This is a genomic window from Flavobacterium poyangense, from assembly GCF_011751075.1.
Lineage (GTDB): Bacteria > Bacteroidota > Bacteroidia > Flavobacteriales > Flavobacteriaceae > Flavobacterium > Flavobacterium poyangense.
Window position 1 is genome coordinate 540816 of record NZ_JAALLN010000001.1, and the last position, 15935, is coordinate 556750.

General features: G+C 33.8%; 11 protein-coding genes. 3 read left to right on the forward strand and 8 right to left on the reverse strand.

The window, feature by feature from the left end; translation table 11 throughout:
- Positions 1-10 precede the first annotated feature (10 nt).
- A complete protein-coding gene (locus G3A47_RS02225; protein ID WP_166919991.1) occupies positions 11-907 on the reverse strand; it encodes a ComEA family DNA-binding protein in 897 nt (298 codons plus the stop codon).
- 280 nt (positions 908-1187) lie between these two features.
- Here G3A47_RS02225 and G3A47_RS02230 point away from each other — a divergent pair, with 280 nt between their 5' ends.
- Complete coding sequence (locus G3A47_RS02230) at positions 1188-2648, forward strand: APC family permease (RefSeq protein ID WP_166919993.1); 1461 nt, start codon at positions 1188-1190, stop codon at positions 2646-2648.
- A gap of 122 nt (positions 2649-2770) precedes the next feature.
- Here G3A47_RS02230 and G3A47_RS02235 read toward each other — a convergent pair whose 3' ends face one another.
- From G3A47_RS02235 to G3A47_RS02265, 7 genes are all read right to left on the reverse strand, one after another.
- Positions 2771-2998 carry a PspC family transcriptional regulator gene (locus G3A47_RS02235; RefSeq protein WP_047777924.1) on the reverse strand — a complete coding sequence of 76 codons (228 nt, stop codon included), beginning with the start codon at positions 2996-2998 and terminating at the stop codon, positions 2771-2773.
- Positions 2999-3190: 192 nt separating this feature from the next.
- Positions 3191-4462: a DUF2851 family protein gene (locus tag G3A47_RS02240; protein WP_166919994.1), complete on the reverse strand. Its 1272-nt coding sequence runs from the start codon at positions 4460-4462 to the stop codon at positions 3191-3193.
- Between the two features lie 79 nt (positions 4463-4541).
- Positions 4542-5024: a 3'-5' exonuclease gene (locus G3A47_RS02245; protein ID WP_166919996.1), complete on the reverse strand. Its 483-nt coding sequence runs from the start codon at positions 5022-5024 to the stop codon at positions 4542-4544.
- A 253-nt stretch (positions 5025-5277) separates the two neighbouring features.
- Positions 5278-6639, reverse strand: a complete 1362-nt coding sequence (locus tag G3A47_RS02250; protein ID WP_166919998.1) for a pyridoxal-phosphate dependent enzyme — start codon at positions 6637-6639, stop codon at positions 5278-5280.
- 51 nt (positions 6640-6690) lie between these two features.
- Entirely contained in the window at positions 6691-8661 is a 1971-nt protein-coding gene (locus G3A47_RS02255) for a putative porin (RefSeq protein ID WP_166920000.1), read from the reverse strand.
- Between the two features lie 394 nt (positions 8662-9055).
- Positions 9056-10528, reverse strand: a complete 1473-nt coding sequence (locus tag G3A47_RS02260) for a RagB/SusD family nutrient uptake outer membrane protein (RefSeq protein WP_166920002.1) — start codon at positions 10526-10528, stop codon at positions 9056-9058.
- Positions 10529-10538: 10 nt separating this feature from the next.
- Complete coding sequence (locus tag G3A47_RS02265) at positions 10539-13679, reverse strand: SusC/RagA family TonB-linked outer membrane protein (RefSeq protein ID WP_166920004.1); 3141 nt, start codon at positions 13677-13679, stop codon at positions 10539-10541.
- A 359-nt stretch (positions 13680-14038) separates the two neighbouring features.
- On the opposite strand from G3A47_RS02265, the gene G3A47_RS02270 reads away from it, so the two are divergent.
- On the forward strand, positions 14039-14695 hold the full coding sequence (locus G3A47_RS02270; RefSeq protein WP_166920006.1) for a ribonuclease HII: 657 nt from the start codon (positions 14039-14041) through the stop codon (positions 14693-14695).
- Positions 14696-14911: 216 nt separating this feature from the next.
- Positions 14912-15922 (forward strand): OmpA family protein, encoded by a 1011-nt coding sequence (locus tag G3A47_RS02275; protein WP_166920008.1) that lies wholly within the window; start codon positions 14912-14914, stop codon positions 15920-15922.
- Positions 15923-15935 lie beyond the last annotated feature (13 nt).

Genomic DNA, 15935 nt, shown 5'->3' on the forward strand with positions numbered 1-15935 from the left:
TAGTTTATTTTTAGAACTCCAAATATAAACTAATTATTTTTGCTTTATCAACAGGAAAACCTTTAATTTTTGCTAAATCCTCAATATTCTTAAAATCTCCATTCATACTCCTATAGGTAATGACTTGTTTTGCCAATGCATATTTAAAATAAGGAAACCGGGATAATTCTTTTAAAGTAGCCTCATTTATTGCAATCTTTTTAAAATTCGGGAGTTCGAAAATCTTAAAATGCGCATTCAATTCATAAATAACCTCCGGCGAAAGTCCCCAAACCTCCTTTAATTGTTCCATTGAAACAAAACCGCCTAAGATTTCTTTATGCTTGAGTATTCGCAGTGACAATGCTTCACCCACTCCGTAAATCTTAACTAAATCTTCCTGAGTCGCTACATTAATATCCATTACAATATTCTTCTCTTTTTTAACAAAAGATAGATTGGCCGTTTTTTTATTCGCTTTAAAGTCATACTTATTCTCAGCAACTCTTTTTTTATTGTTCGTCCATTCCGGAAATTTAAAAAGTGGCGAAATACTATTTAATAATGAATCCGATATTTTGGTGACCTGCTGAAACTCTTCGGCAGAGTTTACATATTTGTTTTCTTTTCGAAAAGCTATTAATCTATCGATCTCCTGAACCGACATACCCAATTTATAACCTTTATAATCTGAGATATAATTAGGATTGAACAAATAAACTTGTCGTTTATTCTTGAATCTTTCCTTTTTTAAAGAATCAATTTCAGTCTGCAAAGACATCCATTGTTCTTTTTCCGGAAGTATATTTTCAACTGCAGTGAAGTTCACCAAAAAGTAAATCAGCTGTAATCCTATAATCACCAAAAAAAGCAACAAAAAACCGGTTCGCTGCCGATTTGTAAACTTAAAATGTCTTTTTAACGCCATAAAATTTCAATTCAAATAAAACTTTATACTCTATTATTAGTTTAAATCAATTAAAAAACATTAAATTTATAAAGAAAAATCATACAAAATAAATTTTTCCTTCTTTTTCTGCTTAAACGACTCTGAGGAATTAATTACTGATTTCAAGCATTAACGGTTAGTTTAAGCCCATTTTATATAAATAGTGAAGATTTTACCACTAAATATTACATAATTGTTTTTATTTTTTATAAAAAACGATACATTTGGAACTTAATAACAATAAACCACGATAATAGTTATGTCAATTATGCGAGTTAAACCAATATCAGCTTTTGAAGCCGATATGAAGAAAAGTGATTTAAAAAGGGTCTTAGGAAAATGGAGCCTTACTGCCATTGGAGTTGGAGCCATTATTGGTGGAGGAATATTTGTTCTTACCGGTACCGGAGCTTACTATCATGCAGGTCCAGCCTTAGCCGTTTCTTTCATTATTGCAGGTATAGCCTGTGTTTTTGCAGCTCTTTGTTATTCTGAGTTTGCTTCTATTTTACCTGTTGAAGGTTCTGCTTATGCATATGCCTATGGTACAATTGGAGAAATTTTTGCCTGGATTATAGGATGGGGACTTATCCTCGAATATGCCATGGGATCAATGACGGTCGCCGTTTCCTGGTCAGGCTATTTTAATAAGTTACTTAAAATGTTTCATATTCATCTCCCTGAATGGCTTACTACAGATCCTGCCAGCTATACAGGAGAAGGTTTTTCTATGAATCTTCCAGCTTTCTGCATTGTTCTTTTTGTTATTTCTATACTTATTAAAGGTACAAAAGGTGCAGCAAAAGCAAATAATATGATTGTTATCCTTAAAGTTTCTGCTGTAGTGTTTGTAATTATTGCCGGACTTTTCTTTATTAATACTGCAAACTGGGATCCGTTTATTCCTGCAGCTACACAAATTATTGAAAAAGAAACCACACATAATGCCTACGGAATTGGAGGAATCGTATCCGGAGCAGCAGCAATTTTCTTTGCTTATGTTGGTTTTGATGCCGTTTCTACTCAGGCAGGTGAGGCTATCAATCCTAAAAAGGATGTTCCGTTTGCCATTATTGCTTCCCTATTAATATGTACCATCTTATATATTCTTGTTTCTCTGGTATTAACCGGAATGATGAATTACAAAGATTTTAACCCGCTAGGAAAATACCCTGAAGCGATAAAAGCTCCTGTTGCTTATGCATTTGATATTGCAGGACAAGGTTGGGCCGGTTTTATCATTACAATTGCTGCAACCGTTGGTTTGGTTTCTGTATTAATGGTAATGATTATGGGACAATCAAGAATTTTCCTTGGAATGTCTAAAGATGGTTTAATTCCTCCTGTATTCTCAAAAGTTAATCCAATTTCAGGAACTCCAAAAACCAATTTAATGATTCTTGGTGGTATTATTGCTATTGTTGCGGCTTTTACACCAATCAACAAATTAGCAGATATGACTAGTTTCGGTACTTTATTTGCTTTTACAATGGTTTGTATTGCGGTTTGGATTCTGAGAGTAAAACAACCTCAGTTAACCAGAACTTTTAAAGTTCCTGCTTTACCTATAATTGCTATTTTTGGTATTTCGATTAATACTTATTTAATGATCAATCTAAGCTTAGATGCACAATTACTTTCATTAGGATGGTTGGCTATCGGTATACTGGTTTATTTCGGATATAGTAAAGGAAGATCAAAACTGAACAAAACAGAATAATCTTCGACACCATATTTCATAAAAAAACTCCAAATCTAATTTGGAGTTTTTTTATGCTTTATAAAATCAATATAACAAAGTCAATCGTGACCCAGATTTAGGGCTATTATTTCTAAATTTACCTATAAATCAAAAACGGAAGTTCGTTTGGCTCTGATTAAATCTTTCAGCCTTATCCAAAAGGCCAAGGTCAGATAAACTCCAAAACCCAGTCCCACGGTTACAAACGAAATGTAGATAAAAAACAATCGCACACTTGTTACACGCATCCCTAATTTATCCGCCAATCTTGAAGAGACATGAAAACCATATTTTTCAAAAAAGAACTTGAGTTTTACTATTGCAGACATATTTAATTGTTGATTTTAGATTGCTGATTTTAGATTGCTGATTTTGGGCTTCCTGCCTAAACAGTACACTAAAATCTTTTAACTTTCGACTTTCGACTTTCGACTTTTGACTTTTGACTTTCGACTTTTGACTTTCGACTTTTGACTTTCGACTTCCCACAAAAATACAAAAATATCTAATGAACCTGTTTTCTATTTGCCTTTTAATAATTCCAATCCTATTGCGCATTTCAAACAGGCATTCTGATTACAGTATTCCTTTTTGAGCTGCAATAAGGCTTGTGTATCAAAAGCACTGCTTGAAACTACCCCAAAAGATTCAAACTTATCGATAATCGAGTTTTTCTCGGGACCTACTTCATTCATAAAATCAATTAGATCTTCTGAAATAAACTCCCCTTTCATTTGTACATAAGCAAACTGAAGCGGAATTATCGTATTGAGAATTATTAAATCGAGGAATGATTTTGATACTTCTTTTGACTTTTTTCGGCTTTTTTTATCAAACTGGTAATGGTTCTGCCAGTACAAACCACAGGAAACAGTAAGCAAGTCATAAACCTTCTTAACTGATTTAACTTCAATCAACTCTGTAAATAAATTTTGATGTTTATGGTACAATGCTGCCAATTGCGAAAGCCGAATGGTCGGAAAATTATCCGGGCGAAGTTTAAAAAACTGAAGTGGGTCAACGTACACTTTCGACAACTGATACTTATTTAAGAAGTAAAAGTATCTAATTTTTAAATCGATAAAATAAATGTCTTCTTTGTCCGCATCCAGTAAACCCGAAATCCCAAAAAATAAAGCTTCCAGATTTTCCGTTTCAAAACTTTCTTTTCTAATAATTGAAAACGGAATTGATTTGGCGATTTGAAAAAAAGCTTCCCCATTTACATTCAAACCAAAATTTTTAGCCAATAGACAAAACAAAGTGGCTTCCCAATCCTGATTCGTTTCTTCCAATAAACTAAAAATAAATTTAGATTTACGTTCCAAACGCTCAAAAAAAAGTCGTTCTAACCAATTTTTAAAAACAAAGTCATCAATGTGAGCAATATCTCTTTCACAGGGAATCCATGACTTAGTTTTTGTTAAGGAATAGTAATTATTTATTATCTCCTCCGAAACATACTCTTTTAATACCAAAACAGAAATTTCGGTATTATCTGCCCTAAATATTGCATTGTCATGCTCCCACACTACATGCAAAATTACATTTTCGTACGCAACATCTTTTTCATGTCCATGGGCATACCAATCTGATGATTTTAGATGGATTTCGACATTTCCAGCCCATTTTTGATTTCCAATTACAATTTGGGCATTAAAGAAATCAGGCCCGGAAAGCCCTAAATAGTCCCCTGACTTAATAATTACAACAGGCTCGTTTTGAGTTGTCTTTAAGTTCAAGGTTTCAAATTTCTTAAACTTCCACAGGTAATGAAGAAACTCTTCTTTCATTTTTAAGTCTTTATATTAATTGATAAACAGACTTAAAAATAAATAAAAATTAGTATTAATCTTACAAAAATGATTTAAATTATTTCAACAGATATAATTTAGCACAGGCACGTGCATCAGAAAGTGCTTCGTGATGTTGCAGTTGAATATTCATTTCCCGGCAACAATCACTTAATTTGGTTGGTTTTATTCCTTTTGCTTTATAAATTTTTACCGTGCATTCCCAACGTGTAGCAATATTGAGATCTTCATAATGCAAACCATAAAGCGCCATCGATTTGATTAAAACATTGCGATCGAAACTTTCGTTATGTGCTACAACTACTCTGTTTTTTAATCTTCTTTCAATTTCGGGATAGACCTGCAAAAAAGATTTTGCATTTACAGTATCGCGCGGATAAATTCCATGCACACGAATCGTAAACGGATTGTATTCGTTATTTGGAGGTTTTATCAAAGTGACAAACTCATCTACAATTATCCCGTTTTGTACCGTTACAATTCCAACAGAACACGGATGATAAGCAGTTGCCGTTTCAAAATCTATGGCAGTAAAATTCATATTTTTATTATTTTAACTCAGGTTCGTGAATAGAGAATAGAAAGATTCTAAGGCTCTAAGATTCAAGAATAATAAACTTCAAAAAATGAATGTTTAAGAATAAAACTTAGAAGCTTAGCATCTCTCTACCATTCCTTTTCATTTAACTTAACTACCGAAACCCTGATACATAATTTGGAATTAAAACTAAAAAATCCATAAATCTAATCTTTACAAATTAGATCTATGGATTACAAAGTTACGAACTACGTTCTTATTTTATAGATCCAATAATATCGTATTTGGTAATAATATGGTGATTGCCGTTTCCTAAATCAATCAAAACCGCATCATTTTCTTTGGTAAACAATCTGGAAACTTCCTCAATTGGAGTCCCTAATTTTACGATCGGAAATGGTTTACCCATTACTTCTTTAATTGGTTTTTCGGCAACATTTTTGTCCGCCACATAACTTCTGAACAAATCTGTTTCGTCGACAGAACCTACAAAACCATTAATATCTACAACTGGAATTTGCGAAATTTTGTACTTACGCATACGTTCAATAGCATGAGAAACCAATTCTTCGGTACGCACAACGATTAATTCCTTATCGATATGATCCTTGATAACATCTTCTGCTTTTGTTACATTTTCTTCCAAAAAGCCACGCTCGCGCATCCAGTCATCATTAAACATCTTTCCTACGTAACGACTTCCTGAATCATGGAAAAGCACCACAACTACATCATCCGGTTTAAAATGTTCTTTAAGTTGCAACAATCCTTTTATACAAGCCCCGGCAGAATTCCCCACGAAGATAGCTTCCTCAAGTGCAATTCTTCTGGTATAAACAGCTGCATCTTTATCTGTTACTTTAGTGAATCCGTCAATTAAAGAGAAGTCCACATTTTTAGGCAAAATATCTTCCCCTATTCCTTCTGTGATATACGAATAGATTTCGTTTTCATCAAAAATGCCGGTTTCGTGGTATTTTTTAAAAACAGATCCATAAGTATCAATTCCCCAAATTTTGATGTTCGGGTTTTTCTCTTTTAAGTATTTACCCACTCCCGAAATAGTACCACCTGTTCCAACTCCAACCACAAAATGCGTGATCTTACCATCGGTTTGCTTCCAGATTTCAGGTCCGGTTTGCTCATAATGTGCCAAAGCATTTGACATATTGTCGTATTGGTTTACGTACCAGGAGTTAGGGGTTTCTTCTGCTAAACGTTTAGAAACCGAGTAATAAGAACGTGGATCGGTAGGCTCTACATCTGTAGGACAAACTACTACTTTTGCGCCAACAGCCCTAAGAATATCCATCTTTTCTTTTGACTGTTTGTCTGACATCACACAAATTAGTTTATATCCTTTAATAATTGCTACAAGAGCAAGTCCCATTCCGGTATTTCCGGAAGTACCTTCAATAATTGTTCCTCCCGGTTTTAAGCGACCATCAGCCTCAGCATCTTCAATCATTTTTACGGCCATTCTGTCTTTAACAGAGTTCCCCGGATTAAAAGTTTCGACTTTTGCCAATACTAACGCATCAATTTCAGCAACAATTTTGTTGAGTTTTACCAATGGCGTATTACCAATTGTCTCTAAAATATTTTTTGAAAAGTCCATTTCTATTTAAATTTTATATTTGGTTTTAAAGTTGACACAGCGTCCTAAATACTATTGGAAGAAATTCCAAACTAAACCAAATCGGATTGTAAAATCACGGTATGGATTATTAGGTGCTGAATAATAATTACTCTGAGCAAATGAAGCATTAAAATGTTCTGCTTTCAAATAAAATCTCGTTTGACGAATTCTGGCGTTTACAAAAAAATCAAAGTTGGCATAATTTCCAATCTTTTTATTTTGCTGAACAAAAAATTCACCGATAACCGGATTATAACTATTACCGTAATACTCAGTAAAATAATTAAATGTAATTCCGGTCTGCATAAATAATGCTTTCTTGAAAAAATGTCTTGAATAATAAAATGTATTTCTGGTTACAAAATCAGGAACATTTAAAATTAAATCAGATTGTTCTACTTTTTGATACAATAAAGTATTGTCCAAGGCAAACGGTCCGAACTTAAACTCACGGCTGGCCTTTACAGACAAATAATTAATTGCGTTACCATATTGACCCGGTTCCACAATCTGAGTTTGAGCAGCGATTTCGGCAGCATTAGAAACATCTTTAAAATACAAATGATCTTTTAATACCGAATATTGCACCTCGGCATTTAACCACGGTGTAAAAACATTAGCACTAAGTGAATTTATTTTTTCGTTTTTAAAGTTATTAGACCAGTTGTATTTTATAAAACTACTTTGATACAAGTCATAGTTGTTATTAGGCAGTTTATTAATATTCTGATATCTAAAATCAAACTTAATTTTTTCATTTAAATCATATCTTAATTTGGCATCTAAATTAGAAAGTGACTGATTAGTGATCGATCTTGAATATAAAAAACGACCGTTCCATTTGTTTTTCTGATACTCGTACTGGCCTCCAACATTATTAATCTGTCTGTAAAGATTATTTGGAATTGCAATAACTCCCGTTTTATCAAGGATAACTCTGTTGTATTCATAATTTGAACGATAATCGTCAATAAAAAAATTAAATTTTCCTAAAAGCGAATTCTCATAAGCAAGGCCTACCTTATTGTATAATTTTTCAAAACGTGTCTGGTCTTTTACACCGCTTGTCACATATGACTCTCCAAATCTGTTCACAGGTCTGTTATCAACAGTAGAGGTAACACTTGCCTGATTGTATTCGTAAAATTTGTTTTCGTAATTAAACTGATGTGTCAGATAGGCATTATTATTTCCCTCCTTTGGATTAATTCTAAAAGCATGGTCAAAAAACAATCTTCTTCCTTTCAGAAAGGACTCCGCATCTAGCAAATAAACCTGCAATCTTTGACGGTTCTTGAAATTATTATCGCCACTTTCAAAATTTTCGGGAGTTGTGATTCCTCCATTTTCTTCATTCAAAATATCCTGATAGGTATAATGTGCATTTAAAACATATCTTTTATCAGTTGTAAAATAGCTGGTCGTAAATCTAAAGTTCCCTGTACTGGCTAATTGATTTATATAATTTCCTTCTGAACGCAATCCTCTGTAGGCAATAGAAAAATTAAGATTTTTTGAAGTATTTAATGTGATAAAGGAATCTACGTTCTGACCTTTATTAATAGTTGTATTAAAAAACAGTTCCGTTAATGGAGTTGCTACCGAATAATATTTAATTTGATTGGCTTCTAAAAAATTAAAATGTTTAGCCTTAAATCCAAATTCAGGATAAGGCGAAAAATCGGTTAAACTGTATTGCAAAGTATTATAAGTCTGTCCGATATTAGCAAATGGCAGGAGTCCAAAATTATCCTTTCTCAGGTAATTTTGTTTGTAGGCATTTTTTAAGGTTAAAGAAGTATCTGCATAAGTCGTATCATGCTCAATAGTAATAATCTGATACTGATCTATGGTAGCAATTTTAGCTTTTTTCTTTTTTACGGTATCGGTAATACTTGAATACTGGGTATTCATATCCAAATTGCTTTTGGAAACAGGTTTCGTCTGAGAAAACAATAATGCAGGTACAACTGACAGATACAGAAAAAAGAATATTCTCATTGGATAACTTTATAAATAATTATTTAGGCAAAAATTTGTGGAGCAAAGGTAAAAGATAAAACCGTATAAATAAAAAAACACTTGAAATTATAGTAATACATTAATAAAGAGAACAGAAAAAAAATCCAATTTTTTAAATTCCAAATTCCAAAAGTCAAGAAAGGTAGATCAACACTTGATATCATCCTGAGCGAAGCCGAAGGGCAATATTACCTTGAACGAAATATCAAAACTAATCAGATCAAAAAAAATCATTTGATCTGGCTTTGTCAACTAAAATTTAAAACATTTTACTTTTATACTTTAACAATAAAAAATTCCACAGCTCAACCTACCACAAAAAAAAACTGCCCAAAATAATTTGGGCAGTTCTTATTATAATCATTAAAACGGATTAACGTTCGTTTTGTTTAACTAATGGGTTTGCATTAATCTCCGCGATTGGGATAAGCCATTGCCATCTTTTATCTCCTGCAGGTACTGATAAAACACCTCCGGTAATTGTTGAATTATGATTTGCTCCGGTTCTGTCTAAAGCAGAATTAGTTCTCTTTAAATCCAAGAATCTAAATCCTTCTCCCCATAATTCAATTCTTCTTTGGAACCAAATTTCATCAACTAAAGCCTGACCTGTTTTTGTAGATAATACGTAAGCAGGATCTCTTTCTTTTACAAGACTGAATAAAACTGAAGCAGCATCTGCCTGTCCTAATCTTGCTTTTGCTTCAGCTTCGATCAAATACATCTCAGCTACACGCATATAAGGAACATCAACTCTACTGTCTGAAGCACTTACAGATAAAAACTTTTGACTTGTGTAAGGAAATTTAGCAAAAGAAGAAGCCAGTTTTAATGCTGTATGCGCTCCTGTTTTATCAAACAACAATGAACGTACGTCTGTCGTTGGAATCTGATCGTATAATTTACTGTTGATTGCTTTAGGGCAAGATCTGATTACAGTAGAATTAAAATTACGAGACATATAACCTCCGAAGTTTGCAAAAAGTTCAGTCTGTACTTCTACGATATGGCTACCCCACATCCACTCTTTGTTCTCATAATCATTAAATCCTTTCGTATAATCTTCTCTAGCCATTAACGATTTCCCTGCTCTTGCTTTCACAGCAAAATCTGAAGCAAGCTGCCAATTTCCTTGAACTAAATTAACACGTGCTTTCAATCCGTTAGCCACTGATAAATCTAAATGAGAATTATTAGGTCTGCCATAACCATTTAGCAATACGATAGCTTTATCAAGATCTGCATGTATTTGTTTGTAAACATCCTCTACAGAAGATCTTCCTACTCTGTCAACAGAATTAAGTATAATTGGCACACCATCTTGACTGTTTACTACTCCGTTTACATATCTTTTTGCGTAAACCTGAACTAATTGAAAATGAGCGAAAGCTCTATAAAGAAGCGCCTGACCTTTTACAATATCTTTATCTTCCTGATTCCCTACTGCAGCATCAGCATTGTTTATAATTGCATTTGCATTTCTAACCAATCTGTAAAACGTTCTGTATGGAAATCTAATCTCTGTCGCATTTTCGTTTGCAGGTCCTTGCCAGTTATAGATAGACAAATACCATCCATTACTTGCCGGATAAACCAAATCTTCTCCTGCAACATCCATTAATTGCATAAAACCTCCACCAATACCAGTCTCACCCTGATCTTCGAATCTGATATACATCGAACGGTGCATACCATTCACAGCACCATAAAGCGCCTGAGTAGTAGACAAAGCATCTTTCTCATTTACATACTGAGTCGGATCCTGATCTAAGAAATCACTTGAGCATGACCCTAACAGTACCATTGCAAAAGCTGCTACTATATATTTTGAAATATTAATTTTCATATTTTTTTAATTAAAAGTTTAAATTAAGTCCTAAAGAAACTGTTCTTGCAGGAGAAAATCTGTTTTGAGTTGTTCCGTTAAAGTTTTGTGTCGGATCCATTCCTTTTTTCTTAGTGAAAAGCATTAAATTCTCACCATTTACAAAAAATCTCATATTATCAACACCTAACTTATCAACTAAAAGCTTAGGGATATTGTATCCTAAAGTCACTTGTCTGAACGATAAGTAGTCTGAATCTACTAACCATCTGTCAGACGCAGCAGAAGATTGTGTATTTCTGTTCACATCTAATCTTGGAACATCAGTAACATCTCCTGGTTTCTGCCATCTTCTTAAGATATCAGTACTTAATGCTGATCCGTACTGATTACCTGTGTGCATTAACGCTGCATAGTTACTATCGTATGTTTTACCTCCTAATTGGTAAGTAAACAATAAACTTAACTCTAATCCTTTATATTTAAAAGTATTATTAAAACTACCAAACAAATCAGGTAAAGCAGAACCTGCATAGTGGTATAATGCTTTTGTTTGACTCGTTGTTACTCTATCACCGTTTACTACACGCTCATCAGTAGCACCAGGAACACTTAATTTCGGGTCCAAAGTATACAATGCAAAACCGTCTGTTGGATCTACACCATACCAGTCTCTTAACCAATAATCAAAAGCAGAACTTCCTACAGAATATTTCTTTGTTCCGTTAATAATTTCTTGTTGTGGTAAAGCAGTAATCTCATTTTTAATAGTAGAGGCATTAATATTAAGATCCCAAGAAAAATCTGCCGTTTTGATCAAAGTTCCATTTAACGAAACCTCAATACCACTATTGTACATAGATCCAATATTTTCAACCTTATTGTCTAAACCAAGAGACAATGGAAGTGGGTTTTCGAAAATAAGACCATCTGTTTTACGGTGGTAGTATTCAACACTACCACTGAATCTGTTTTTGAACAAAGCAAATTCAACAGCTACGTCTGACTGAGCATTCTTTTCCCATTTCAAACCTGGCGCACCAACAGAGTTAGCTATAAAACCTCCCTCACTAGCATTATCAAAACCTAAAGAATAAAGTGGTTGATTGATGTAAAAATTAAGACCATCATTACTAGTATGAGAATCGTTACCTACTTCACCATAAGACCCTCTAAGTCTTAAATCATTAATCCATGAACTGTTTGCTAAGAAACTCTCTTTTGAGATATTCCATGCAAGACCAGCTGACCAGAAATTACCCCAACGTGTATCTTTAGAAAATTTTGAAGATGCATCTCTACGGAATGAAGCCGACGCAATATATCTTCCATCATAATCATATCCTACTCTTGAGAAATAAGCCTCTGTAGTATATCCTCTATTGTAAGATGTTAAACCTGAAACAGTTACAAAGTTAATCAATTCTGTATTTAAACCAACATTTTGTTGTCTTTTGTCTCCAGAAGTAAATGAAGTTTTATACTCAAAACTTTCATGTCCTAACATTGCTGTTACATTGTGTAATCCAAAAGATTTTGAATAATCAAAAATTTGATTGAAAGTAACTCCAGTGAAAACTGTATTCTCTTTACCGGCTGCTCCTGCTCCTGCAGCATCACCAATAAGTCCATTTTGATAAGATGAATTATTTAAAGTACGCTTATCAATAGCATAATTAGTTGTAAACTTAAGATCTTTTGAAAGTTTAAACTCTGCAAAAGTTCTTGCATTTAAAGATACTGCCTCGTCACGATCCTGATTGTATAATGTTTCATATACAATATTACGTCCGTTTGATGCACCTGCACCTCTAAAAGTAGAATATATTTGGTTTCCTTGTTCATCTAACATATAAGAACCGTCTGCATTGTGATCAAATATTGGGTTAATTGGCCCCATGTATCTGATTGTTCTAAATGGGTTATTAAAAGATGATGTGTTATCAACTCCGTTAACAGCCTGCTTAGAATCAGTCAAAGCTCCAGATAAATTCAAACCTGTTTTAAACCATTCTTTGAATTTTGAATTAACATTAATACGAGCAGTAGTTCTTTCGAAATCAGAATTAATGATATTTCCTTGCTCATTTAAGTGGCTTAAAGACACAAAATAGTTAGAAGTTTCACTTCTTCCCTGATAAGAGAAATCAATATTTTTTCTTACACCAGCTCTAGTAACCGCTTTCTCCCAATCTAAATCCTCAGGATACAATAATTTAGCATCAGGATTTAGCTGACCATCAACTCCAACAACTTTATTGTTAGCTACGTTAAATGGGTTTATAACTAAGAAACGTGCTACGTTATCTGTAGCATATTGATTTGCAGCAGCAATCTGAGCTGGAGTTCCCATAGCTCTACTGTTTCTGATAGCTTCCCATTCTAAAGGATAGTATTGGTGAGCATTTACTCTGTCGTACTCAGGAATAGATCTGTTTGAAATACCAGTACTAATGTTTAATGTAAATTTGTCTTTTTTAGATTTACCGCTTTTAGTAGTAATAATAACTACCCCGTTTGCTGCTTTTGATCCGTACAAAGAAGTAGAAGCAGCATCTTTTAAGATACTCATACTTTCAACATCTGTACTATTGATTGTACTGATATCTCCCGAAAAAGGAACACCATCTACAATATATAGAGGTGTATTTGATCCGTTGATAGAACTAAATCCTCTAATTCTCACTTGTGGAGCTGAACCCGGCTGCCCCGCAGAACTTTGAATCTGGATTCCAGATGTAGCACCATCTAAACCAGATAAAACGTTCGTTAAAGCACGATCTTCTAATGCCTCTGCTTTTACAGAAGAAACAGATCCTGTGTAGCTTCCTTTTTTCGCTTTACCGTAAGCTACAACTACAACCTCGTTCATTACTTGAGCCTCTGACTCTAAACTAACATTCAAAGTATTTGAAGTTCCAACAGTAATTTGTTTGTTGCTCAAACCTACGTATGAGAAAACCAAAACATCTCCTGTTTTTGCTTTTATGGAATAACTTCCGTCAAAATCAGTATAAGTACTTGCTTTACTTCCTTTAACAATAACATTCACCCCCGGAATGACACCTGTATGGTCAGACACCTTTCCAGACACAGTTCTCTCTTGTGCGAAAGAAAACTGCATAGACAACGCTAGTAGCAGCGTAAAAATCCATTGTAATTTTAATTTCATTTCAATTTGTTTTGAATTAGTATGGCGCAAACATCTTAATTATTTCTTAAAATAGCAAAACATTTTTGACAAAAATTAACTACATCGTTTAACAATACAACAATATTGACCATAAAAAAAGCCCATTATACATACTTTTCACAAGATTATACCCTAAATATTAACATTATTTCATTTATAAAAAAACAAAAATTAACAATTTAAAAACACGTTCTATAGTGCTGTATTAAAAACCATCACTTATACACTACTCAAAACCAACAACTTACACTTTTGCCCTTTTTACCAAATCCCAACATTACTTGTAAAAGATTTTTTAAAAAAAATTGCAATATTTGCCATAGAAAAAAAATATCAAAATGCTTGAAAAAAATTTCTCAGGATTTACTTTCGAAACCGGTACAGACGAAGCCGGAAGAGGTTGTTTGGCTGGTCCCGTAACTGCTGCTGCTGTAATTTTACCTCTTGACTTTACTAATTCTGTTTTAAATGACAGTAAGCAATTATCTGAAAAAATCAGAGAAAAACTAAAACCTATTATAGAACAACAAGCCATTTGTTTTTCTGTAACACATTTACACCCGAAAGAGATTGATGAAATAAACATTCTGAATGCTTCGATGAAAGGCATGCAGGAATGCATCTTAAAATTAAATCAGACTCCTGAATTTATTATTGTCGATGGTAATCGTGCTCTGAATGCCAAACTGGGTTTAAAAAACAATTTCGGAAAACAATTTTCTAAAACGGAGATCGAATTGTTGAAATCAATTCCAAATCAAAGTATAATAAAAGGAGATTCTAAATTCTTAAGTATCGCTGCCGCCTCTGTGTTGGCCAAAACCTATCGCGACGAATATATGGATCAGATTCATGAAGAGTTCCCGATGTACAATTGGAAAAAGAACAGAGGGTATCCGACTAAAGAACACCGCGAAGCCATTAAAAAATACGGCCCAACCAAATACCATCGAATGTCTTTCAGATTACTGCCCGATCAATTGGAACTGTTTTAAGAACAGAACCTTTACCAGTCCGTATAGCAAGTGCAAGAACTTAAGCAAAAACATTGCTCAAAAAAGCTCAAAAAAAATAGAAAGACAGCAAACACCCTTAACACTAACTAACACTTTACTAAATAATTACATCATAAAAACAGCAAATTTAAAGCCTTATATTTTTGTTAAAATCTGATCGGTTTAGTATATTTGATTTTCAAAAAACGAACCAATATGAAAATCAAAACCTTAACCTTAGCCCTAATTGCCTGCATAACCCTTGCCTGCAATTCCAACAAAAAACAGAATGACACGACAGACAACACAGATTCTCTGGTCGCTGCCCCAACCTCTCCCGAAGCTGCTGTAAAAACTTCGGCCAGTAAATTCGATATTAATTCGGTTCCCATTTCTGACCGAACTCTTGGTGCCTTTCCTTATTTCAATCTGCCTGAAAATTACGAAGGCACTCCCAAAAACAATACCGCTGATTTTGACGTTGCTTATTTTTGGGTAAAAGACCATTTTGAAAAACCGGAAGGAAAAATCTTTTATGCCCGAATTACTGCCAAAGAAGGAAAATCATATAGCGATCTTGAAGTAGCACGAAATTTAGAAGAGATCATTAAAAGTGTGGATGGTGTAAAAGTATCTGAAATGAAAGTTCCTGTAGATTCCTCTCATACACTTCCAGAAAACAACCGTATAAAATATATGAACGGTTATGGCTTTATAGCAAATGCCGTCACCACAACTTATCTGATTCGTCGTGCTGACAAAAATATTTGGGTACAACTAACTCCGGGTGATGATGCTGTTTCGGCCGGATGGATGATTCTGGAAACAAAACCATTTAAAATGACCGCTTCTCTTATCAAAGCAGATGCAATAAAAAAAGAACTTGAGACAAAAGGTCATATCGCATTGTACATTAATTTCGACACGGATAAAGCCACTATAAAAACAGAATCGTTATCAATTGTCGATGAAATCCAGAAATTATTAACGAGCAATCCCAATCTCAAAATTGCTATTGAAGGTCATACCGACAACAGCGGTGTTCCTGCACGCAATAAAAAACTTTCCGAAGACAGAGCAAATGCAGTAAAAACAGCATTAACTTCTAAAGGAATAAGTGCAGCAAGATTACAAACAAAAGGCTGGGGAGCTGATAAACCTATTGCCGATAATACCAGTGAAGAAAACAAAGCAAAAAATCGCAGAGTTGAAATTGTAAAACTTTAAAATTATTAACCGT